This is a genomic window from Pseudoxanthomonas sp. Root630 (genome assembly GCF_001427585.1).
In the GTDB taxonomy this organism is placed as follows: Bacteria; Pseudomonadota; Gammaproteobacteria; order Xanthomonadales; family Xanthomonadaceae; genus Pseudoxanthomonas_A.
Genome location: NZ_LMGY01000012.1, coordinates 361346 through 381753, shown reverse-complemented (window position 1 = coordinate 381753; position 20408 = coordinate 361346). Strand labels below are relative to the sequence as shown.

The window sequence follows — 20408 nt, the reverse complement described above, 5'->3', positions numbered from 1 at the left end:
GTTCGGCAGTACCTGGGCGGAGTGCTCGATGACCTCGATCGGTCCGTTCCCGATGCACGCGGTGCTGGTCATCGTGGTCGCGCTGCTAGCGCGGTGGTTGGTGCTCGCACTGGCCCGGCGCATGGGGGGCGCCGTCTACTCGGCGGCGCCCAAGCGGGCCGGCGCATTGTTCACCGATGCGTTCTTCGTCGGCCTGCTGGTGGCGCGGCTGGGTTATGTGCTGCGCTGGTGGTCGGAGTACGCGGCAGCGCCGTGGTCGATCGTGGCCATCGGCGACGGCGGTTTCCTGTGGTGGACTGGCCTGCCTGCGGCACTCGCGTTCGTAGGATGGTGCACCAGGAAACACCCGTCGTTGCGCAAGCCGCTGGTTATCGGGATCGGCACTGGTCTGCTGGCTTGGTTCGCACTGGCCAGCGCGCTGGCCCTGCTGCAGCGCTCCGCGCCACCGATTCCCGCTATCACTGGGGCCAAGCTCGATGGCGCGTCGGTGAAGCTCGCGCCCTCTGCTGGCAAGCCCGTCTTGCTCAATCTCTGGGCGACCTGGTGCCCGCCGTGCCGGCGCGAGATGCCGGTGTTCGTCGATGCCCTGCAGCGCTATCCGGACGTCGATATCGTGTTGCTCAACCAGGGCGAAGACGCGGACACCATTCGCGCCTTCCTCGAACAGCAACAACTGCGACTGCACGACCACGTGCTGCTCGACCCGCAGTCGCAGGCGATGCCCACCAGCCACACCCGTGGCCTGCCGACCACTCTGTTCTTTGACGCCGATGGCCGCCTGGTTACCAGCTACATGGGCGAACTGACCCGCGCTAGTCTGGCCGACACCCTGCACAAACACTTCGACGCGCGTTCTGCCACCCCATCCCCCCCCAGGAATGAACATAATCTTGCCGAACCGCTTCTTTCTCGTCCTACTCGCCGCGCTAGTGCCGTCGGAGAGCGCGTGCCACGCCGTCGACGGTTACTAGGCTGACGCCCCGGGACTGCACGAACGGGCGCTTCAAGTCTTAGGGCGAGCGGATCTGGCGCAGTTGGAAGCTGCGACCTAGGTCCGTGACGGCAGCACCTCTATTCCTTTGGTGCCTTCAACTGTCCCTAACGTAAGTAAGTTTGATGGTCTAACCGGGATTCCAAGCACGCCCGCGCTGGTCTACCGCGACAGAGACAACATCGTGCAAGGCTGGGTGGCGTGCATAAAGACGACAGCGCCATGCCCCGGTATTCGGCCCCGCCCATGACGCACCGGCACCTCAATGTGGCAATGCGCTTCCGCTGCGGTAGAGGATGTAGGCCGCGACAACGAACACGAATCCAGCGAACACCCGCGTCAGCAGCACCCGCCGCTGCGCCCAACGCAACGATAGCCGGGTGCCGATCAGACCGCCGAGCACGCCGCCGAGGATGAACAACCCCGCCATATCCCAGTCGACTAGTCCTGACAAGGCATAGTTGATCGCGGTCGCCAAGCCGAAGGTGCCCACTGCCAGCAGTGACGAACCGATCGCGTTACCCATAGACATGCCGGTCGCAAGCATGAGCGCCGGCACGATTAGGAAGCCGCCGCCGATGCCAAAGAAGCCCGAAGCGGCGCCCGCCAGCAGCGCAAGTGCACCGGCGCGCAGACAGGTGCGTTTGCTGGTGATCTCGTGCCCGGCAGGGCGCTCGCGACGCGGGCGCAGCATGGTCGCACCGACCACCATCATCACCAGGCCGAACAGCAGCAACAGTTGCTGGCCGTCTATCAGCTTGCCTAGGCTGGAACCGCCTAGCGCACCGAGCGTGCCGACCAGAGCGAACACGAGCGCGCAGCGCCAGTAGACATTGCCGCGGCGCGCGTGGGTGTAGAAATTGACATAGGCATTGGCCGATACGGCGAGCGCGCCGGTGCCGATCGCGATGTGCGGCTGTGCCACGCCGACGACGTACAGTAGCAGCGGTGTGGCCAGGATCGAGCCGCCGCCGCCGATCAGTCCCAGCACGAAACCCACCACGCCGCCGGAGAATAGCGACGCCACCGTCTGCCAGGCATCCATCGCGCTCAAGCCTCCACGGCCATGCGCCAGGCCAGCGTGCAGCGATTGCCCGACGCACAGTACGACAGCACCAGGCCCTCGGCCTGTTCCAGCACCTCGCGCAGGCGTTCCACCTGTTCCGGCATCACTGCGCCCGAGCGTGTCGGGATGAAGTGGAACGTCAGGCCGTGCCGGTGCGCCTGCGCTTCCACCTGCTTCCAACGCGGCTGTCCCGACGCCTCGTCATCGGGCCGCATGCACACCAGCACGGCATAGCCCAGCGCAGCGATGTCGGCGACATCACTTGGATCAAGTTGCGGACAGACATGGTAACGGTCCGAAAGGGCGGTGATGGCGGGCATGGACATGTCTTCCGGCTTTTTCCTGTCGGGAAGATAGGGGACGGAACGGAACGACGGCACCGGCACAAGGCCGGTGCCGTCGCCGGCGGGGGGATTAGATCGCGGGCTTCATCGAGAAGTACCAGTCGGTCGTCTCCAGATCCTGCCCACTGCGGGCTTCCAGTTCCTTGACCGTCTTGGGTGCGCCCAGCAGCACCTTCTCACCGGGCTGCCAGCCTTCGGGCGTAGCGACGCCATTGGCGAAGCTGTATTGCAGGCCCTTCACCAGGCGCAGGATCTCGGCCACCGAGCGGCCGTTGGTCATCGGGTAGTAGACCATCGCACGCAGGATGCCCTGGTCGTCGATGATGAAGGTCGCGCGTACCGCCGAGGTATCCGCGGCGCCGGGATGGATCATGCCGTAGGCGCGGGCCACATTCATCGACAAGTCCTCGATGATCGGGAACGGGATCTCGATGCCGAACTTCTCCTTGATGTTCTGCACCCAAGCCAGATGCGAGAACACCGAGTCAATCGATAGGCCGAGCAGTTCGGTGTTGAGTGTGGCGAACTCGCCGGCGGCACGGGCGAAGGCCGTGAACTCGGTGGTGCAGACCGGAGTGAAGTCGGCAGGGTGCGAGAACAGCACCAGCCATTTGCCCTTGTAGTCCTCGTTCGAGCGCGGGCCATGCGTGGTCTGCGCATTGAACGCCGGCGCGGGTTCGTTGATCCGCGGCATTACGACAGGGACTGGGACGGGGACGGGGACGACCGGGGCGACCGCGGGTGCAAGGGGGGCCAGGGTGGTGGCCGCTGTCGCGGCGGCGACGACCTTTGGATCGGAATCGGTGCAGCTCATGAAAATGCTCCTGTGTTGTGGTTTGGGGCGGGGAAGGTGCCGACGAGGCCAGGCAGAGAGATGACGGCCCCGCTGGCGCGGGAACGTGGGACTACAGCGCGTCGATCGGCACTTTCAGGAAGCGCCGGCCCTCGTCGTCGGCCGGCGGCAGGTGGCCGGCGCGCATGTTCACTTGCAGCGAGGGCAGGATCAGCCGCGGCATCGACAGCGAAGCATCGCGTTCGGTACGCATCCGCACGAACGCGCCCTCGCCAGCGCCGTCGCGAACGTGAATGTTGCTCGCGCGCTGCTCGGCGACGGTGGTCTCCCAGCGAATCTCGCGCCCCCCTGGGCCGTAGTCGTGACACATGAACAAGCGCGTGTGGTCGGGCAGTTCGAGAATGCGCCTGGTCGAGCGGTAGAGCGTGCGGGCGTCGCCACCCGGGAAGTCAGCGCGCGCCGTGCCGCCGTCGGGCATGAACAGCGTGTCGCCGACGAAGGCGGCATCGCCCATCACGTGTGTCATACAGGCCGGCGTATGGCCGGGTGTATGCATCGCGAACGCCTCCATCGAGCCGATGCGGTAGCGGTCGCCGTCGGCGAACAGGCGATCGAACTGGCTCCCATCGCGGCGAAACTCGGTGCCTTCGTTGAACACCTTGCCGAACGTGTCCTGCACCTGGACGATGCGCTCGCCGATGCCGATTTTTCCGCCCAGCTTCTGCTGCAGGTATGGCGCAGCGGATAGGTGATCGGCGTGGACGTGGGTCTCGATATGCCACTCCGTCTCGAGGCCGTGCTCACGGACGTAGTCGATGATGCGGTCAGCATGCTCGAACGAGATCCGGCCGGCGGCGTAGTCGATGTCCATCACCGAATCGACGATGGCGCAGGCCCGGCTGGAGGGCGCCCGGACGACATAACTGATGGTGTTGGTCGTCGCATCGAAGAACGCAGTGACCTCGGGACGACTGTCCGAAAGCAGGGGAAGGTTCGTAGAGATCATTCATCGACTCCTCCGGCAGGCGTTTCCTGCGCGTGGAGCCACCTTATTGCCAAGGAAAAGTCGAGGGAAACGAATTAAAATAGTTTCTGCAATCGCCTATATCGATAAGTCGCCCGTTTGACGGGCCCTCTGGACACTCCGATGAATCCGCTGCCAAACCTGCGCCATCTGCGCTACCTGGTCGCCCTGCATGACCAAGGGAATTTCAGTCGCGCCGCCGAGTCTTGCTTCGTCACCCAGTCCACCCTGAGCGCGGGTATCCGTGAATTGGAAGAAGCGCTGGGCGTGCAGGTGGCAGAGCGGACCAAACGGTCGGTGGTCATCACCGCGTCTGGCCGGCGACTTGTCGCGCGGGCGCGCCTACTGCTGCGCGATGCCGAAGCCCTCGTTGCGATCTCGAAGGACGACGGCGGCCCAATGTCGGGTGTGCTGGAAATGGGAGTGCTTCCCACCATCGGGCCGTTCCTGTTGCCTCAACTGATTCGCCGCCTAGGTGCACGGTTTCCGCGCCTGCGCTTGGCGCTGCGCGAGGACAAGACGCGACACCTGCTGGGCCAACTGGCGGAGGGACGTCTGGATCTCGTGCTGATGGCCTTTCCCTACGAGACCCCCGGCATGGAAACCTTCATGCTGTTCGACGACGCCTATCGCTACGTCAATGCATCGACGTCCGCGGCACCGGGCGACGCGTCATGCACCGTCGCCGTACAAGCCGATTTCGACACTCAGAACCTTCTTCTGCTTGAGCACGACCATTGCCTGCACAGCCATGCGCTTCCCGCCCTGCAGCGCGCAGCCGAGATCGAGCGAGCCAATTTCTCCTCGACCAGCCTGCACACACTGGTCGCCATGGTCGCCGAGGGCATGGGAGCGACCTTCCTGCCCGATCTGGCCATCATGGGCGGCATCCTGCAGAAGACCAACCTGGTGGTGCGGCCACTGGCCGATGAGGCCAACGCCCGCACGATAGGACTGTGTTGGCGTCGGAACTCCTCACGCACCGACACGTTCCTGCAACTGGGCGAACTGATCCGCGCGTGGGCATCCGACCACATCAGGCCGTGGACTCCACCCCTAAACGCTGACGCCAGACGAAAGCCTGGGCGGCGCGGGCACTAATTGCTGCTCCGCAGTCGCCTGTACAGCGTGCGCTCGCTGATTCCCAGCCGCTCCGCCAAAGCCTTGCGAGACCCCGTATGCGCGCGCGCTGCCGACTTCACCAAGTCGGCCTGCATGGCCTTTAGTGTCTTCTTTGGCGCTTCCACGCCTGCCGGCTTCACGCTGGGAACCACCACGTCGCCGGTCAGCGCGAGGGCGTTCTGGATATGACGCTCGGAGATCTTGGTCCCATCGCAGAAGATCGCTGCGCGCTCGAGCAGGTTGCGTAGCTCCCGGACATTGCCAGGAAAGTCGTGCCGGCGAAGTACGTCGAGGGCAGATGGCGCCAGCGTCAGCTGACGCCCCATCTCCATCGTCTGAAGCAGGTTGCGGACCAGCCCCTCAAGGTCGTCCAAGCGCTCGCGTAGTGGCGGAACGCGAATGGGAAAGGTGCTGACTCGGTAGTACAAATCTTGGCGGAAGCTGCCGGCCTCGACCATGGCGCGCAGGTCGCGATGGGTCGCCGAGACGATGCGCACGTCCGCCAACCGTAATTCGGTACTGCCCACCCGGCGGTAGCATCCCGTTTCGATCAGCCGCAGCAGCTTGACCTGCATCGCAAGTGGGATATCACCAAGTTCGTCCAGGAACAGCGTGCCTCCGTGCGCGATCTCGACAAGTCCCTTCTTAGTACTTAGCGCACCCGTAAAGGCGCCGCGCTCATGTCCGAACAGCTCGCTCTCGAACAATGTTTCGGACAGGCTCGCGCATTCCAGTACCACGAACGGATGGGCGCGTCTGGGACTGGCATCATGCAGCGCCTGCGCGACGACCTCCTTTCCACTGCCTGATTCACCCTGGATCAAAACGTTTACCTCTGCGTCGCAGGCACGCGTGATCAGTTCCAGCATGGCGCGGAACGGCGCGGAACGCCCGACGAGGTGGCGCTCCGCCCCCCGTCGCCCGGAAATCCGCAGTGGCTCCATCTTCTCCAGGAAATAGGCGTTGCGCGAACCCTCCCCTCGCAGCGGGGTCAATTCAACGTTGAAGTACTCCTCCCCGCCAGGCACGTGGTGCAGGTGTACGGCACGCTCGCGCTGCCCACTGGCAAGGGCAGCCGCCAGTGGGCAACTCTCGCCCGCCTTGTCACAGGGTATCGGCGAGCCGTGGGAAACCTGATGGCAGGTACGGCCCACTACCGGCGCTTCACCCGCATACAGGGCGGCATAGGCAGCGTTGGCAGCCACGATCTGGTACTGCCGATCAAACAGGACGTGCGGTTCGGGAAGGCTTTCCAGATAGGAAAGCAGCAGCGGGGGCAACTTCATCTCGGACCTCTCTTCGCGCGGCGCGACTGTCATTTCTGACACATCGATGCTGCCACAAATGGCGGCAACCGCGCCACAGACGGCGCCCGATGGATTACAACCCATTGATAAGCAAGGAGTGCCCCTGCCATCTTCGATTGGCACGGGTCATGCGTTTAGAAAGCCGCTGGGCGGACTTGCAACGCCCCGCGGGAGCGGATGCGCCGCCAATCGGCGCATCCGCTCCACCCTTCTATTACGCACCGGAGGACTCTTCGTGATATCGGAACACCTGGTCGAACTTTCGCGGCTGCAGTTCGCCGTCACGGCCATGTACCACTTCCTGTTTGTGCCTCTCACGCTGGGCCTGACCTGGATGCTGGTGATCATGGAAAGTGTGTACGTGATGACCGGCAACGTCATCTGGAAGGACATGACCCGCTTCTGGGGCAAGCTGTTCGGCATCAATTTCGCGCTGGGTGTCACCACCGGCATCACCATGGAGTTTCAGTTCGGCACCAACTGGGCCTACTACTCCCACTACGTCGGCGATATCTTCGGCGCTCCGCTGGCGATCGAAGGATTGATGGCGTTCTTCCTGGAATCGACGTTCATCGGCCTGTTCTTCTTTGGCTGGGAACGCCTGAGCAAGGGCAAGCACCTGCTGGTCACTCTACTTATGGCTGTAGGCACCAACCTCTCGGCCCTATGGATTCTGGTGGCGAACGGCTGGATGCAGTATCCCATCGGTGCCGAGTTCAGCTACCAAACCATGCGCATGGAGATGGTCAGCTTCTGGGATGTGGTCTTCAATCCGGATGCTCAGGCCAAGTTCGTTCATACTGCATCTGCTGGCTATGTGACCGGCGCGATGTTTGTGCTATCGATCTCTGCCTGGTACCTGCTGCGTGGTCGCAATATTGAGTTTGCCAAGCGCAGCTTCCGCGTTGCTGCCGCGTTCGGCCTAGCCGCCACGGCTTCGGTAATCGTGCTGGGTGACGAGTCCGGCTATACGGTCGGCGAAGCGCAGCAGACCAAGCTAGCGGCCATGGAAGCCATGTGGGAGACCCAGCCTGCACCCGCCGGTCTCGCCCTGGTGGCGGACATCAACGAACAGCAGCAGCGCAATGATTGGGAGATCAAGATTCCGTGGGTTCTGGGCCTTATCGGCACGCGAAGCTCGGACCAGACGATCCCCGGCATCAAGGAGATCAAGGCCCGCAACCGCGAGCGCATCATCAACGGCATGCAAGCTGTCGATGCACTGGAACGCCTGCGGGCGAACCGCGATGACGCAACAGCCAAATCACAGTTCGAGTCGCACAAGGCGGACCTCGGGTTTGGCCTTCTGGTCAGGCAATATGTGCAGGACCTGGAGCAGGTCACGCCTCAACTAATCGAGCGCGTGGTGGATGACACCATCCCTCGCGTTGCGCCGATGTTCTGGTCGTTCCGCCTCATGGTGGCGCTGGGCTTCTTGATGCTCGTGCTATTCGCGCTGGCCTTCTGGCAGACGGTCAAGGGGCGTTTCACCGAGCGCCGCTGGTTGCTGCATTGGGCTCTATGGATGCTGCCCGCACCGTGGATCGCCTGCGAACTTGGCTGGTTCGTCGCCGAGTACGGACGCCAGCCCTGGACCATCTATGGCGTGCTTCCCACGCACATGTCGGTATCCAACCTGACCGTGGCTAGCCTCTACGGCTCGCTGGCCGGCTTCGTCGGGTTCTATACCGTTCTGCTGGCAGTGGAAATGTACTTGATGGTCAAGTTTGCGCGGCAAGGGCCCGGCAGCCTTGGGACAGGTCGCTACGACCGCGACGTAACCGATGCTTTGGCACATCACTGAGGACCAATCGATGATCTTCGACTACCCAACCCTGAAAATCATCTGGTGGATCTTGGTCGGCGTGCTGCTGATCGGCTTCGCCATCATGGACGGCCACGACATGGGCGTCGGCACGCTACTTCCTTTCGTCGGCAAGAACGACGAAGAGCGACGGGTAGTGATCAATACTGTGGGTCCACACTGGGACGGCAACCAAGTGTGGTTCATTACCGGCGGCGGCGCCATCTTCGCCGCATGGCCATTGGTCTACGCGACGGCTTTCTCAGGCTTCTACTGGGCCATGCTGGCGGTACTGTGGGCACTGTTCTTCCGGCCGGTCGGCTTCGATTACCGCAGCAAGATCGCCCATCCCGTGTGGCGCAAGACGTGGGACTGGGGCCTATTCGTCGGGGGCGCGGTGCCCCCCCTGATCTTCGGCGTTGCTTTCGGCAACCTGTTCCAAGGCGTCCCGTTCCATTTCAACGACGTGCTGATGCCGACCTATACCGGTAGCTTCTGGGCACTACTCAATCCTTTCGCACTGCTGGTCGGCGTCGTTTCCAGCGCGATGATCACCATGCATGGCGGCATGTATTTGACGCATCGTACCGTCGGCGATGTCCAGCGACGCGCCACTACTGGCGCCATCGGAGCAGCATTGGTGATGGTGTCGGCCTTTGTCGCCGCCGGCCTGTGGCTCCGCTTCGGCGGCATCGAAGGCTACAGCATCCAGAGCTCGCTCGCGCCGGACGCCTTGCCTGATCCGCTCGCCAAAATTGTCGTTCGTGATGCCAATGCCTGGTGGGAGAACTACGAAGTGCAGCCATTGATCTGGCTACTACCTGCACTGGGCATACTGGGAGCACTGGCCGCAGCTGCACTAGTGCGCAGTGGCCGCACGCTGGCCGCCTTCACGGCATCATCCATCTCCATCGTCGGCGTGATCGGCACCGCTGGCGCGGCATTGTTTCCGTTCGTGATGCCCTCCTCGTCCGATCCCCGCTCCAGTCTGACGATATGGGACAGCACTTCGAGCCATCTGACCCTGGCCTTGATGTTCTGGGCCACGCTGGTCTTTATGCCAATCATCATCTTCTACACAAGTTGGGCCTATCGTGTAATGCGCGGCAAGGTAACTGTGGCTGACATCCGCGCAAACGAACATTCGGCGTACTGACACTAACGCCATGGTTATGATCGCACTTACCACTCAGAACCGGCGCCATATCACGCCGCATGCCGGACGTTGCCGCTACTTCATGGTGAAACAAGTCGGACTCCACATTGAAAGTGAATGGGAGCTACGTTCCGTAGCCAAGGAGCAAACACTTTTCTCGTGTGGAGAGGACCTCCCTGAAGCATTGCGCGATGTGGGCGTGCTTGTCACCGCTGGCGCTGGCCGGAAACTTCAGGCACGCCTAATGCAACTTGGCGTGCAGGTAGTTATTGCCGACATTCTACTTCCAGAACAGGCTTTGGCGGCATGGCGCGAAGGAAAACTGACCGCATTGTCAGCATCCCCGCTGACACAACCCAATAGCGGCTGCGGAGGCGCCTGCAAGTGCGTCGGACATTCTGGAAAAGCAACGTAGCCCGGTCACCGAGCTTCGCACCCTGGCGACCTGAAACGTTCCAACTGAAGAAGGAGAAGCAATCATGTGGTACTTCGCATGGACCCTAGGTGTTGGCTTTGGGGTACTGCTAGGCATCCTCAATGCAATGTGGGGAGAGCTTGAGGAAGCACGTCTGAATGCCCCTATGGAGGATTGAGGATTTCTGCATGGAGCAGCCAGAGCTTCGTTGACATTCAGTCGTCGCTCTGCGGGTAGCGCCTTTCAAACTCTACCAATGACATGCCGTCGGCAGGCCCATAACAGCGAATCGTGTGTGGAACATCTCGATGTGGTCGAACACGTCCGATGCCGCCGTGGCCCGTGCCTGTCGGATCCTCCGCCTGATCCGCTCCTTCTTCAGAACGCTAAAGAATATTTCGACCACGGCGTTGTCGTGGCATCTACCACGACGACTCATGCTCAGCACCATCCGATGGACCCTCGTGAACGACTGGAAGTCGCAGCTAGTGGACTGACAGACCCGTTCGCAGTGGCGCAAGCACGCCCGGATCGCGCTTGCGCCGCAAAGGGGCCGCGCCACCGGCGCCTGCTTGCCGGCACCGGGGCTCTGATCATCGTCCGTCGGGGCCATGCCTCAATCGACGAGCTGTCGTGAGTGCAGGCCCATTGCACCCGCCAACAGCAGCCTACCCTCAGATGCGACTCAAGGCACGGACGTGGGGAGGGCTTTCGATCACTGGCATCCAACTCAAGGATCGCCGGATGGGACGAGGACTCACTGTGCCCTTCCTCCACTTCTCCCGCTTATACAGCCCAGCCATAGCGCCAGACCTGCCCACACAGGTGCAAGTGGCACCACTACGCTGACCAGGCTACCCATCGCCATGCCGAGACGGCCGAGCACGCCTTCGGCCTGTGCACCAGCGACATCGCCGGCGCGGTACATGAAAGTATCGATGAAGGCTTTTGCCTTGTACTTGTCCTCTCGCAGCACGACGGTGAACAGCACTTCGCGTACGGGCCGGGTGATGCCACGCTGCACCGCACGATTGGCCACCTCCAGCAGCACCAGCACGACGAACGAGCCATATACCGCCAGTCCTCACGATCAGGTGTTTACACGGTTGTGTGTGCCCCACCGCCATGCACGCTCTCTACGCATTCACTACACGAGACAGCGTAGTTCAGCACATGCGCAAAAAGTGATCCTGAGCAGATACGGGAGCATCAGAATGTTAAGGGTGACGTCGAGTGATGCTCACAGCGCGAGGATCCAAGTCGGCGTTAGGGCCCTGCCCACTTCCCCCGGATGACCTCGCCGCACACCGGCTCTTCCAGCGGGCCGCCCTGACAGGAGATCGCGGCGAATTCGTACGCTCGATCAATTTATCAGGACGTTTCGTGACCGATGGTTCTGGATACGCCCGCAAAGTACCCCTGCCGGCCAACGCCGCACTCCGAACGCCACCCACCACTTCCCGAGGACACGACCATGTTCAAGCTCATCCCCGCCCTGCTCGCCGCCGCCCTGGCTACCACGCTCTCTCCCGCCGCCCACGCCGCCGAGGCCGCCCGCGACAGCGGTGCAGTGAAGAACGTCGTGCTGGTGCATGGCGCCTTCGCCGATGGCGCCGGTTGGCGCCCGGTGTACGACGACCTCACCGCGCGCGGCTATCGCGTGTCCATCGTGCAGAACCCGCTGACCTCGCTCGCCGACGATGTCGCCGCGACGAAGCGCGTGCTCGACCGTCAGGACGGTCCGGCCATCCTGGTGGGCCACTCCTGGGGCGGCACGGTGATCACCGAAGCCGGCGTGCACGACAAGGTCGCCGGGCTGGTCTATGTGTCGGCACTGGCGCCGGACGCGGGTGAAACCACGGCGCAGCAATACAAGGGTTTCGCGCCAACGCCGGCGTTCGTCATCGAGACCAGCGCCGACGGCTTCGGCGTCATCAGCCCGGCCAAATTCAAGGCCGGCTTCGCGCACGACACGAGCGATGCCGACGCGGCGTTTCTGCGTGACTCGCAGGTGCCGATCAACATGTCCGCGTTCGGCACCACGCTGACGAACGCGGCGTGGCGCAGCAAGCCCAGTTGGGCAGTGATCGCCACCGAAGACAAGGCCTTCGACCAGGCCATGCTCATCCACATGGCCGAGCGCATCAACGCGCGCATCACCAAGGTCTCCGCCAGCCACGCGGTCTTCATGACCCAGCCCAAGGTGGTGGGCGACACCATCGACCGCGCGGCGAAAGACGCGACGCCGTCGAAGTAAGCACCTCTGGGACGCGACGGCATATGCCGCCGTCGCGTCCGGCACCTCTCCCCTGCGCCACGTTCCCCACGTCGCCCAGAGTTTCTTGCCGCCATCCCCATTTCTTCCCCCACCGTCCCCACCTACGCCACCGACCTGCAACATCCAGGGCGCCACGACTTCATCGTCTGCGGCGCAGGGCTCGCCTGCTGTGCCTTCGCCGGCAGGCTCGCGAAAAGTCCTGCCGTGCGCGCGCTACTGATCGAGCCGGGCGGCGGCACCGAACTGAAGGAGAGCCTCGAGCCGACGCAGTGGCCGTCGAACCTCGGATCTGATCGCAACTGGGCCTTCGTCGCCAAGCCCAATCCGCATCTCCATCGGCGCGCCATCCCGCTGAACATGGGCAAGGTGGTGGGCGGCGGCTCCAGCATCAAAGTGATGGTGTGGGCGCGCGGTCATCAGAGCGACTGGGATCACTTCGCCGAGGAGGCCGGCGACGAGGCTTGGCGCTATCGTGCGTTGCTCGACATCTACCGGCGCATCGAAGACTAGCACGGCATGCCCGATCCAACCCGGCGTGGCGCCGGCGGGCCCGTGCATGTGGAAACACAACCGCACCCGCAGCCCGTGGCCATGCACTCAACGACCCGATCGTGAAGTCCGATGGGCGCTCGCCGATCTTCCACTCCAAGTTCGTCACCGCTTCACGTAGCCCACCGCACCATCGGCGTAAAGCACGATCTGGTCCCAGACATGTCCGCCATGCTCAACAACACCGCTACGCCGGTAGCGCTCTCCGGGCTTCAGCGTTTCCAGCACATGGGCGTCGGCATCAGGGAATTCCCTCACCTGCACCATCGCTTGAGCCTGCCACTGTCCACCCTGCGGCTTGACCCGATAATCCAGCAGGGCCATGCGCGCCATCAGCGGGTCATGCACGTAGGCCTTGCGCTTGTCCAGGCCCCAAGGCGCCACCTCGATCCAACCCGTCGAGCCCACGATGCCGCTTACCGGGACCAGAAAATCCTTGGCCAGATCGTCAATGGCAGGCGCCAGCGGGGAGGGCGCCGCCCGGAAGATCATCGGCGTGTCATTGAGGTGCGCCCATTTAGACAGGTTGCGACTGCGAAGCAGCGTGGGTGCCTGTGCAGAAAGCGCGATGCCTGCAGGCACTAGGGATGCCGCGCGCGGCTCACTCGCTACCTCGGTTGCCAGGGTGGCGAGGTTGCGTGGATTGCCGGCGACGACCTTGACGCTCTTGCCGCTGCGGTACACCAGCGTCGGGAATGCGAATGTCTTCGACCGATCGTAGGGCCGCAGTTGGTACGTGATGCTGTCCATCACACCCTGGTTGTAGACCACGCCACGCTGCGCAGCAGCATCGGCGGCGCGCGCGGCTCTCCCGTCGAAGGCATTGCCGACGCTCGCACTGTCGCGCCCCGCCACCACGGACGCGGCCGTGTTTCCCGCCACGGGGATCCAGCGCAGCTGCGCGTTGCCTACCAGCGCGCGTGTTTCGTCAAACAGGCGCTTGCTCCAGGCGCATTCGGTGCTGTAGACCACATAGATGGCTTTGGAAGCAGGCTTGCCGTCTGCCGCCCAGACCGCATTCTCCACCGCATCCATCAACCGGGCGGCATCGTCGGGCTTGGTTACCACCACTTGCCTGCCGCGATCCACCGCCAGGCCTTGCAGCGGCAACAGCATCAGCAGCGCCAGTGCGTAGAGGCGGTGTGCATGCCGCACCGTCCGTTTCGTCTTCATGTCCTGGGTCGGCCGCGATGATCCGCTGACCCGGTGCAGGGTGCTTGTTTCCATGGTGCTGTCCCCTTGGGTGAAAAAGCGGCAGCGGACCTTCGACCGCTGCCGGATCGTCGGGCGGGTGCTACTTGCGGCGGATGTCCTGCAACGCTTCGTTGATCTTGAACAGCACGATCATGATTTCGCAGTAGATGCGCGCCAGCAGGGCGGAAAGTACGGCCAGGATCGGGGCGGCCACGATCATGCCGAAGCCCGCAAACCCGGAGTACCGCATCAGGCCGAAGCCCTTGACCATCAGCACCAGTCCGGACACCACGGCGCCGGCCAACAGGATCCAGTAGATGAAGGTGATGATCTTGGGCGTCACCATCGTGTCGAAGTAGAGCCAGTCCCGCATTTTCAGTTCTCCTCTTTGAAGTCCATAGTTGTTCGCATAGCTCGCAGCGATGAGATTCGAACACTGTCTCAGTCGCTGACGTGCCGGAAGGTCACACCCATTGGTCCGGAAAGCGTCTTGTCATCGACACGAGTGAGTACCAAGGCCGCACCTTCCACATCGGGATGTCGAATGCGTATCCGGTCGCCGTCGACCTCGTATCGCATCTGCCGCTCAACCCCGCCCAGATCCGATGACTGCACCACCACCCCGCCGCGCTCAAAGCGCAGCTGGGTCAGGCCCATCGAGTCTTCATAGGTACCTGCCAATCCGTTGCCACACCCGGGCAGCAGCAGTGCGACACCGACCAATAACCCCTTGGCTCGCCATGTCATCTCAGCGCTCCCCTTGACTATCAAAGTTGACCTCGCCAAACGTCGCCGGGCGGTTGTAGTGATCGCTGCCGATCGCGTACCCCAGTAGCCGTGCCTTGATGACCAGACCCTCGCTACGGCGACTTACTCCGGTGATCAGAAACCGGCTATCCAGGACCACGCTGCGCAGACCACTGTTGCGCGTCAGTACATCCTGCGCCCGCGCGGCATCCAGTGGCCAAAAGTTGAGTTCCCCCGGATTGTCGACCTGGAGACTGATCCGCTGCCTTTGGATCTCTGGCGATGGCTGCGCGTCAAAACTGAAAGCGCTGCCCGGCATGAACGCATCCAGGTAATACCCTCCCCGGCCGGCATCGTACTCGCCGAACTGTGCATTGACGTTGAGTCGCAGGCGGCCAACCTCGGCGGTGCCGTCATAGATGCCTTGCAGGCGTTCCTGCTCCTCCTTCAGCAGGCTCGGTCGTTTGAACTCGTCCGCATACTTCACCCGATACTGCGCTGACGCCCATTCGTCGATCGGAGGTGTACGACCCTCCAGCCTGTAGGCAAGCATGAGGATCTGCAGATCATCCGGATGATCCAGCTGGCCATCGCCAAATCGAGCTGCCGATGGCGTAGCGTCGGCGGCACTAACAGCAGGCGATGCGGGCTGAGTGGGTCCCGCAAGCGGCGATGAATCGGCAGCCTCTTGCTGCGGCGTCGCCTCTCCCACATCGCGCGCTGGCGGCTCGCCCTCGCAAGCGGCAAGCGTGAACGCACACAGCAGTGCCAGACACACGATGCGATAGCAGCACGGCTTAGAGGCGTACATCGCTGGCATCGCCGGCCTCCTTCACTTCCGCCTCGCGCCTTGCATTTCCGATGCGCTGCAGCTCAGCCTGCATGCCTTCGATGTATGCATAGGTACTGCTCTGCTGGATCATCGCCGTATGCAGCTCCATCACCAGCCCGGGGTTGTTCCCGCTCAGTACGACCCTTGCACTGATGTTGAGTCCGCATCCGTCGGTCCAGCTGGCCCCTGTGTTCTCCCCCCCGGCATAGACGCCATTGCGGCAGCGCCCGAACAAGGGATTGGCTTCGGACAATGGATTGCCTGAGCGGTCGTAGACCCACTGCAGGTCGCGCGTACCCGCCGAGTAGCCGCGTGGCGAATCACTGTTCTCGCGGACCTGCGGCTGTCCGTACTTGGAGGTCAGGGCTTGAAGCGTGGCGTCCGCCGAGGGCATCTGGCCGTCGCGGAATTTCTGGGTGCGCCAGACAACCATCGCAGTCTCCTTGCCCGGCACGCCCGGCGTGGCGACCCGTACGATTTCGTCGGTGTGCTCCCACTTGAACTTGCCCCGGCACTCCTGCCATTCGCTGGCAAAATTGCAGGGCCGGTAGCTGCCCTTCTCGACCGTGAAGAATTGCGTGCCCAACGCGACGCCGTTCGTGTCAAGGCGATCGAGCCACCGATTCTCTTCCGTGACGACGGCCTCCTCACCCAGGCTACAACGTGTCGTCGCCATCGCTTCCGGCAGTGTCATGCCCAGACGCAGCCCGATGATGTCCGGGCCGCCGAGCTCCTTGCGCACCTTGGCGGGACACCGCAGCGGCGCAGGCCCTTCAGGCCCCGCCATCGCAGCCTCCTCCAGCTCGTCCAGGGGCACGCCGCCCTCCTCCTGACCCTCCGCAAGCTCGTTGCCACCGCAGGCCGACAGCATCATGGCTGACAATGCCAGCAGGGCTAGATGGACCTTCATTCGCATCATTACTCTCTCCAGATTGGGCATGTGTCACTTACTTCTTTGGCACGCATCGAGGCCGTTCAATCCAGGAGCCTGATATGCACGCGACGGTTGCCACCTGTCCGCGGTGCATCCGGACGCTTCGGTCTTCCTGAAGCAGCTGTCGGTATCCGGGGGTCGCGGATCGGCATAAAGGTGGACCCGCGCCTTGGCCTGGGCGGCGCGGCCCCAGTGCAGCTCTTCTCCAAGCCAGTGAGTCCCGGTACCCGCGGCAGCCGGCCAGATGGCCAGATGGCCAGCAAGAGCGTGCCGTACCCCGGCCGTCCCCTCGCGAAGCCCCTTGTCCCCTGCTCCTCATGCGCTTCCCCGTTCCAGTGGTGTCAGCGGCTGTCGTGGCACCGCACCTGCATATAGAGAGCCTCAGGCCACGGGCTGCCGCGCGTCCTCACGGAGCTTTCAAGAAACCTTCAAGGACGCCACGCCTGCACCTTGGACGGCATAAAAGGCGCTGTAACCGGCGTTATCATCGGCCCCATGTCAGCCTCCCCTCCGTCCGATGCCCGGCTCTACCGGTGGCGTTTTGGCAGCGTCGAGTTCGACGAGGCACGCCATGAACTGCATGTGGCGGGCCTAGCCGTCGACATCGAGCACAAGCCGCTGCAGGTGCTCTCTGTGCTGCTGCGCCACGTGGGCGAGGTGGTAACCAAGGAGGAGCTTTTCGACCAGGTCTGGACCGGTCGGATCACCGTGGACCACGTGCTGGCCACGGCCGTGGGCAAGTTGCGCAAGGCACTGGATGCCGCCGGCGAGGACCGCATCGCCACCGTGCCGCGCGTGGGTTACCGGTTGGAGGGTCCGGTCGAGCGCGTGGCCCAGGGCCAACGGATGGAGGCCGCACTGACCTTTACCCCCGGGCAACCGGTACCCGGCCGGGAACACTTCCTACTGGAGCGGCCCTTGGGTCGCACGCTGGGCAGCGAAGTCTGGCTGGCACGCCAGCCACGCACGCGTGACAGCCGCGTCTTCAAGTTCAGCATCGGCGGCGAGCGGCTGGGGGCCATCAAACGCGAAGCCACGCTGATGCGCGTGCTGCGAGACACCCTGGGTGAGCGGGACGACGTCGTCCGCGTGCTTGATTGGAACTTCGAGAGCGAGCCGTTCTTCCTGGAGTGCGAGTACGGCGGGCAGGCCTTGCCGGAATGGGCCGAGGAGCACGGAGCACTGCAGGCCTGGAATCGGGAGCGCAAGCTGGCATTCTTCTTGCGCATAGCGGCGGCGGTCGACGCCGCACACGGCGTAGGCGTGCTGCACAAGGACATCAAGCCGGCGAACGTACTGGTTCGCTCGCGGGGTGAGGATGCCTTCCAGCCTTGCCTGACGGACTTCGGCAACAGCCGCCTGCTTCAGCCCGAGCGTCTGGCCGAGCTGGGCATCACCGGCATGGGCATGACGGTCACGACAGCCCATAGCGGCGACAGTTCCGGTACACCCCTTTACCTGGCGCCGGAACTCATTGCCGGACAATCTGCAACCGTGCGCAGCGACGTGTATGCACTGGGCGTGCTGTTGTATCAATGGCTGGCCGGCGATCTGCGACGTCCGATGGCCCCAGGCTGGGAACGCGATATCGAGGATCCGCTCCTTGTGGAGGACATCCGCCGCGCTACCGATGGCGACCCTGCGCAGCGCATGGGCAGCGTGGCGGAGTTGATCGAGCGGCTGTCGTCGTTGGAGCAACGCAAAACGCAGGAAGAGCAACATGCCGCAGCGGCCGCCGCCGCGCAGCAGGTGCAGCGCGCGCTGGAGCATACGCGAGCGCGTAGGCCCTGNCCCGATGGCCCCAGGCTGGGAACGCGATATCGAGGATCCGCTCCTTGTGGAGGACATCCGCCGCGCTACCGATGGCGACCCTGCGCAGCGCATGGGCAGCGTGGCGGAGCTGATCGAGCGGCTGTCTTCGTTGGAGCGACGCAAAGCGCAGGCAGAGCACCATGCCGCCGCCACCGCCGCCGCGCAGCAGGTGCAGCGTGCGCTGGAGCATACGCGAGCGCGTAAGCCCTGGGTGATCGCCACGATCGCCATGTTGAGCGTAGGCCTGCTGGCCAGCTCGGCACTCTGGTGGCGAAGCGAGCAGCAACGCCGCAACGCCGAGATGCAAGCCGCGCGCGCTGAAGCCGTGACGCGCTTTCTGAGCGATGACCTGATCGGCGCCCTGAGCCCGGGCGGATCCGGGTTCGAGCGCGATCCGACGGTACGGCAAATGCTTGAACAGGCGGGCAAGCCCCTGGCACAGCGATTCGACCAGGATCCTGCGGTGCGAGGCGGCATTCATGCCGCGCTGGGCGATGCGTGGCGAACGCTGGGAGATCGCGAGCGCGCTGCCGGCCACCTGCGTCAGGCCGTGCAGGACTATGGCCGCGCCTTTGGTGTGGACGATACGCAGACGCTGATCACGCGTTACGGACTGATTCGCACTCTGGCCTATGCTGGGACGCCCGAATCATTCGCAGAGGCTGCGCGTCAGCTGGAGGAAGCGGACAGGCTGGCGGGTAAGCGAAGGCTGGACGGAGAGAACGAGGTAGCCCTCTATGCGGCCATTGCGCGTGGACAGCTTCACTTCCAGCAACTGCAGATAGAGCCCTCACTGGTGGCGCACCGGCGGGCCGATGTTCTGCAGCGGGCGCTGCGCCCGGACGACGCCTCGATGGCGGCGTTGATCCGCTCCAATATCGCCGACGGCTTGCTCAGATCCGACAAGGCCAACGAGGCCATTCCGCTTCTACAGAAATTGCTGGCCGATCCCCTGCTTCGCCCAGAGCGCATTGGCGAGTCCACGGTTGCGGGCTATCGCGTGATGCTGGCACGCGCGCTGCGCAATCTGGGGCGTTACGCCGAGGCCCTGCCTATCGCCGAGGCGGCTGCGACAACGACCGAGCGCATCCTCGGCCCCGACGACTACACCACCTTGGTTCAGATGTCGCTGGTGGCGAGCATCCATGACTATGCCGGCGATTGCACCAAGGCGCTGCCGATCGCGCGCACGGTTCGCGAGCGCATGGCCAAGCGGTATGGCGAGGAGCGCCAGGCCACGCTGATCGAAACGGGCAATCTCGGATTCAAGGAGTACGACTGCGGTGATCGTGACGCAGGCTTGAACTACCTGCATCTCGCCGAAAGCGGGCTTCGCAAGCACTTCGGCCAAGACAACGTCGCTGCCCACAGCTTCCGATATGCCTTGGCAGGAAACTTGGCCGAACAGGGGCGATATGGCGAGGCGCTGGAGATGGTCGAAGGATTGAGCGTGCCGGCACTGACGGCCGGGGACTCCACGCCAGGTTGGGAGCATCGCCTGCAAGCACTGCGTGGCCAGATCCTCATGCAGTCCGGACGCGAGGTAGAGGGTCGCCCCCTTCTAACTTCCGCGGTCACTTCATTGGCACAGCTAGAAGTCGCCGATGAGGAACAGCTCAAGACATGGCAGACGTTGCTTGGATCCCCATAGATACCCAGGAACGTCCTATTCAAGAAGTGCACCGCCGCTAGCAGCTATTAGCAGGCATGGAAGTCTACGCAGGGAACTCAGGGCGGTTTCAGACCTGGATGGTGTGTGGGCGACTAGCTTGGCTAGCTCCTCAGCGCTCGTCCCTGTGCCTTACACTCATCTGACCGTGCGCCATGCCGCGATTCCGGACGCTAAGCACTTGCTTAGCTCCTTTGATATCTCGCGATTTTGTGGCGTGATGCAACGGTAGACAGCATGAGTTTTCCTACTATGGAGCAAAACTTTGAGCGAACGTGGCAAACGGACCGCCGCAAGGCCCTTCTACCTTCCCCTAAAATCCTCGTCCCAGAAGCTGGTGTCGACAACGTACGCGCCCACGCGCTCCCGCG

The 20408-nt window shown here is 63.4% G+C and carries 19 protein-coding genes and 1 pseudogene; 9 read left to right on the top strand and 11 right to left on the bottom strand.

The window, feature by feature from the left end; all coding sequences use genetic code 11:
• The first annotated feature begins 28 nt into the window (after window positions 1-28).
• On the top strand, window positions 29-976 hold the full coding sequence (locus ASD72_RS07875) for a TlpA disulfide reductase family protein (protein ID WP_081420216.1): 948 nt from the start codon (window positions 29-31) through the stop codon (window positions 974-976).
• A 277-nt stretch (window positions 977-1253) separates the two neighbouring features.
• Here ASD72_RS07875 and ASD72_RS07870 read toward each other — a convergent pair whose 3' ends face one another.
• From ASD72_RS07870 to ASD72_RS07855, 4 genes are all read right to left on the bottom strand, one after another.
• Window positions 1254-2036, bottom strand: coding sequence for a sulfite exporter TauE/SafE family protein (locus tag ASD72_RS07870; RefSeq protein WP_056879373.1), 783 nt, complete (start codon window positions 2034-2036; stop codon window positions 1254-1256).
• A 5-nt stretch (window positions 2037-2041) separates the two neighbouring features.
• Window positions 2042-2383: a TIGR01244 family sulfur transferase gene (locus tag ASD72_RS07865; protein ID WP_056879372.1), complete on the bottom strand. Its 342-nt coding sequence runs from the start codon at window positions 2381-2383 to the stop codon at window positions 2042-2044.
• A gap of 88 nt (window positions 2384-2471) precedes the next feature.
• Entirely contained in the window at window positions 2472-3215 is a 744-nt protein-coding gene (locus tag ASD72_RS07860) for a peroxiredoxin (protein WP_056879371.1), read from the bottom strand.
• Window positions 3216-3306: 91 nt separating this feature from the next.
• The gene (locus ASD72_RS07855) at window positions 3307-4200 is read right to left on the bottom strand and encodes an MBL fold metallo-hydrolase (protein ID WP_056879370.1); all 894 of its coding nucleotides are present in this window, start codon (window positions 4198-4200) and stop codon (window positions 3307-3309) included.
• Window positions 4201-4341: 141 nt separating this feature from the next.
• Here ASD72_RS07855 and ASD72_RS07850 point away from each other — a divergent pair, with 141 nt between their 5' ends.
• On the top strand, window positions 4342-5319 hold the full coding sequence (locus tag ASD72_RS07850; protein WP_056879369.1) for a hydrogen peroxide-inducible genes activator: 978 nt from the start codon (window positions 4342-4344) through the stop codon (window positions 5317-5319).
• Here the strand turns inward: ASD72_RS07850 and ASD72_RS07845 are convergent.
• Window positions 5316-6626: a sigma-54-dependent Fis family transcriptional regulator gene (locus ASD72_RS07845; protein ID WP_200948847.1), complete on the bottom strand. Its 1311-nt coding sequence runs from the start codon at window positions 6624-6626 to the stop codon at window positions 5316-5318. The genes ASD72_RS07850 and ASD72_RS07845 overlap by 4 nt on opposite strands.
• Window positions 6627-6882: 256 nt before the next feature.
• Here ASD72_RS07845 and ASD72_RS07840 point away from each other — a divergent pair, with 256 nt between their 5' ends.
• The 4 genes from ASD72_RS07840 (at window position 6883) to cydX (ending at window position 10200) form a co-directional block, all read left to right on the top strand.
• Window positions 6883-8451 (top strand): cytochrome ubiquinol oxidase subunit I, encoded by a 1569-nt coding sequence (locus ASD72_RS07840; RefSeq protein ID WP_056879367.1) that lies wholly within the window; start codon window positions 6883-6885, stop codon window positions 8449-8451.
• A 10-nt stretch (window positions 8452-8461) separates the two neighbouring features.
• Complete coding sequence (gene cydB, locus ASD72_RS07835) at window positions 8462-9607, top strand: cytochrome d ubiquinol oxidase subunit II (protein ID WP_056879366.1); 1146 nt, start codon at window positions 8462-8464, stop codon at window positions 9605-9607.
• Between the two features lie 10 nt (window positions 9608-9617).
• Window positions 9618-10022, top strand: a complete 405-nt coding sequence (locus tag ASD72_RS20880; protein ID WP_155944534.1) for a NifB/NifX family molybdenum-iron cluster-binding protein — start codon at window positions 9618-9620, stop codon at window positions 10020-10022.
• 64 nt (window positions 10023-10086) lie between these two features.
• On the top strand, window positions 10087-10200 hold the full coding sequence (gene cydX, locus ASD72_RS20500) for a cytochrome bd-I oxidase subunit CydX (protein WP_081420215.1): 114 nt from the start codon (window positions 10087-10089) through the stop codon (window positions 10198-10200).
• 579 nt (window positions 10201-10779) lie between these two features.
• On the opposite strand, the gene ASD72_RS07825 is transcribed toward cydX, so the two are convergent.
• Window positions 10780-11079, bottom strand: coding sequence for a hypothetical protein (locus ASD72_RS07825; RefSeq protein ID WP_056879364.1), 300 nt, complete (start codon window positions 11077-11079; stop codon window positions 10780-10782).
• A gap of 417 nt (window positions 11080-11496) precedes the next feature.
• Here ASD72_RS07825 and ASD72_RS07820 point away from each other — a divergent pair, with 417 nt between their 5' ends.
• Together ASD72_RS07820 and ASD72_RS20495 are read left to right on the top strand one after the other, a co-directional pair.
• Entirely contained in the window at window positions 11497-12279 is a 783-nt protein-coding gene (locus ASD72_RS07820; protein WP_056879363.1) for an alpha/beta hydrolase, read from the top strand.
• Between the two features lie 6 nt (window positions 12280-12285).
• Window positions 12286-12810: a GMC family oxidoreductase N-terminal domain-containing protein gene (locus ASD72_RS20495; RefSeq protein ID WP_343123682.1), complete on the top strand. Its 525-nt coding sequence runs from the start codon at window positions 12286-12288 to the stop codon at window positions 12808-12810.
• Between the two features lie 144 nt (window positions 12811-12954).
• On the opposite strand, the gene ASD72_RS07810 is transcribed toward ASD72_RS20495, so the two are convergent.
• The 5 genes from ASD72_RS07810 to ASD72_RS07790 form a co-directional block, all read right to left on the bottom strand.
• Window positions 12955-13965 (bottom strand): hypothetical protein, encoded by a 1011-nt coding sequence (locus ASD72_RS07810; RefSeq protein ID WP_155944533.1) that lies wholly within the window; start codon window positions 13963-13965, stop codon window positions 12955-12957.
• 178 nt (window positions 13966-14143) lie between these two features.
• Window positions 14144-14416, bottom strand: coding sequence for a DUF4282 domain-containing protein (locus ASD72_RS07805; protein ID WP_056879360.1), 273 nt, complete (start codon window positions 14414-14416; stop codon window positions 14144-14146).
• A 68-nt stretch (window positions 14417-14484) separates the two neighbouring features.
• Complete coding sequence (locus ASD72_RS07800) at window positions 14485-14790, bottom strand: hypothetical protein (RefSeq protein ID WP_155944532.1); 306 nt, start codon at window positions 14788-14790, stop codon at window positions 14485-14487.
• A gap of 1 nt (window position 14791) precedes the next feature.
• Window positions 14792-15610, bottom strand: coding sequence for a hypothetical protein (locus ASD72_RS07795; RefSeq protein ID WP_155944531.1), 819 nt, complete (start codon window positions 15608-15610; stop codon window positions 14792-14794).
• Window positions 15588-16541, bottom strand: a complete 954-nt coding sequence (locus tag ASD72_RS07790; protein ID WP_162250362.1) for a hypothetical protein — start codon at window positions 16539-16541, stop codon at window positions 15588-15590. Before ASD72_RS07790 ends, ASD72_RS07795 begins: the two co-directional genes overlap by 23 nt.
• Before the next feature lie 510 nt (window positions 16542-17051).
• Here ASD72_RS07790 and ASD72_RS20490 point away from each other — a divergent pair.
• A pseudogene (locus ASD72_RS20490) lies at window positions 17052-18346 on the top strand (winged helix-turn-helix domain-containing protein); the annotation flags it as partial.
• Window positions 18347-20408 lie beyond the last annotated feature (2062 nt).

Bases quoted from the DNA above. Each gene is read 5' to 3' on its own strand.
- ASD72_RS07875 (WP_081420216.1), top strand. From the start codon at position 29: ATGACCTCGATCGGTCCGTTCCCGATGCACGCGGTGCTGGTCATCGTG.
- ASD72_RS07870 (WP_056879373.1), bottom strand. From the start codon at position 2,036: ATGGATGCCTGGCAGACGGTGGCGTCGCTATTCTCCGGCGGCGTGGTG.
- ASD72_RS07865 (WP_056879372.1), bottom strand. From the start codon at position 2,383: ATGTCCATGCCCGCCATCACCGCCCTTTCGGACCGTTACCATGTCTGT.
- ASD72_RS07860 (WP_056879371.1), bottom strand. From the start codon at position 3,215: ATGAGCTGCACCGATTCCGATCCAAAGGTCGTCGCCGCCGCGACAGCG.
- ASD72_RS07855 (WP_056879370.1), bottom strand. From the start codon at position 4,200: ATGATCTCTACGAACCTTCCCCTGCTTTCGGACAGTCGTCCCGAGGTC.
- ASD72_RS07850 (WP_056879369.1), top strand. From the start codon at position 4,342: ATGAATCCGCTGCCAAACCTGCGCCATCTGCGCTACCTGGTCGCCCTG.
- ASD72_RS07845 (WP_200948847.1), bottom strand. From the start codon at position 6,626: ATGAAGTTGCCCCCGCTGCTGCTTTCCTATCTGGAAAGCCTTCCCGAA.
- cydB (WP_056879366.1), top strand. From the start codon at position 8,462: ATGATCTTCGACTACCCAACCCTGAAAATCATCTGGTGGATCTTGGTC.
- ASD72_RS20880 (WP_155944534.1), top strand. From the start codon at position 9,618: ATGGTTATGATCGCACTTACCACTCAGAACCGGCGCCATATCACGCCG.
- cydX (WP_081420215.1), top strand. From the start codon at position 10,087: ATGTGGTACTTCGCATGGACCCTAGGTGTTGGCTTTGGGGTACTGCTA.
- ASD72_RS07820 (WP_056879363.1), top strand. From the start codon at position 11,497: ATGTTCAAGCTCATCCCCGCCCTGCTCGCCGCCGCCCTGGCTACCACG.
- ASD72_RS07810 (WP_155944533.1), bottom strand. From the start codon at position 13,965: ATGCTGTTGCCGCTGCAAGGCCTGGCGGTGGATCGCGGCAGGCAAGTG.
- ASD72_RS07805 (WP_056879360.1), bottom strand. From the start codon at position 14,416: ATGCGGGACTGGCTCTACTTCGACACGATGGTGACGCCCAAGATCATC.
- ASD72_RS07800 (WP_155944532.1), bottom strand. From the start codon at position 14,790: ATGACATGGCGAGCCAAGGGGTTATTGGTCGGTGTCGCACTGCTGCTG.
- ASD72_RS07795 (WP_155944531.1), bottom strand. From the start codon at position 15,610: ATGCCAGCGATGTACGCCTCTAAGCCGTGCTGCTATCGCATCGTGTGT.
- ASD72_RS07790 (WP_162250362.1), bottom strand. From the start codon at position 16,541: ATGATGCGAATGAAGGTCCATCTAGCCCTGCTGGCATTGTCAGCCATG.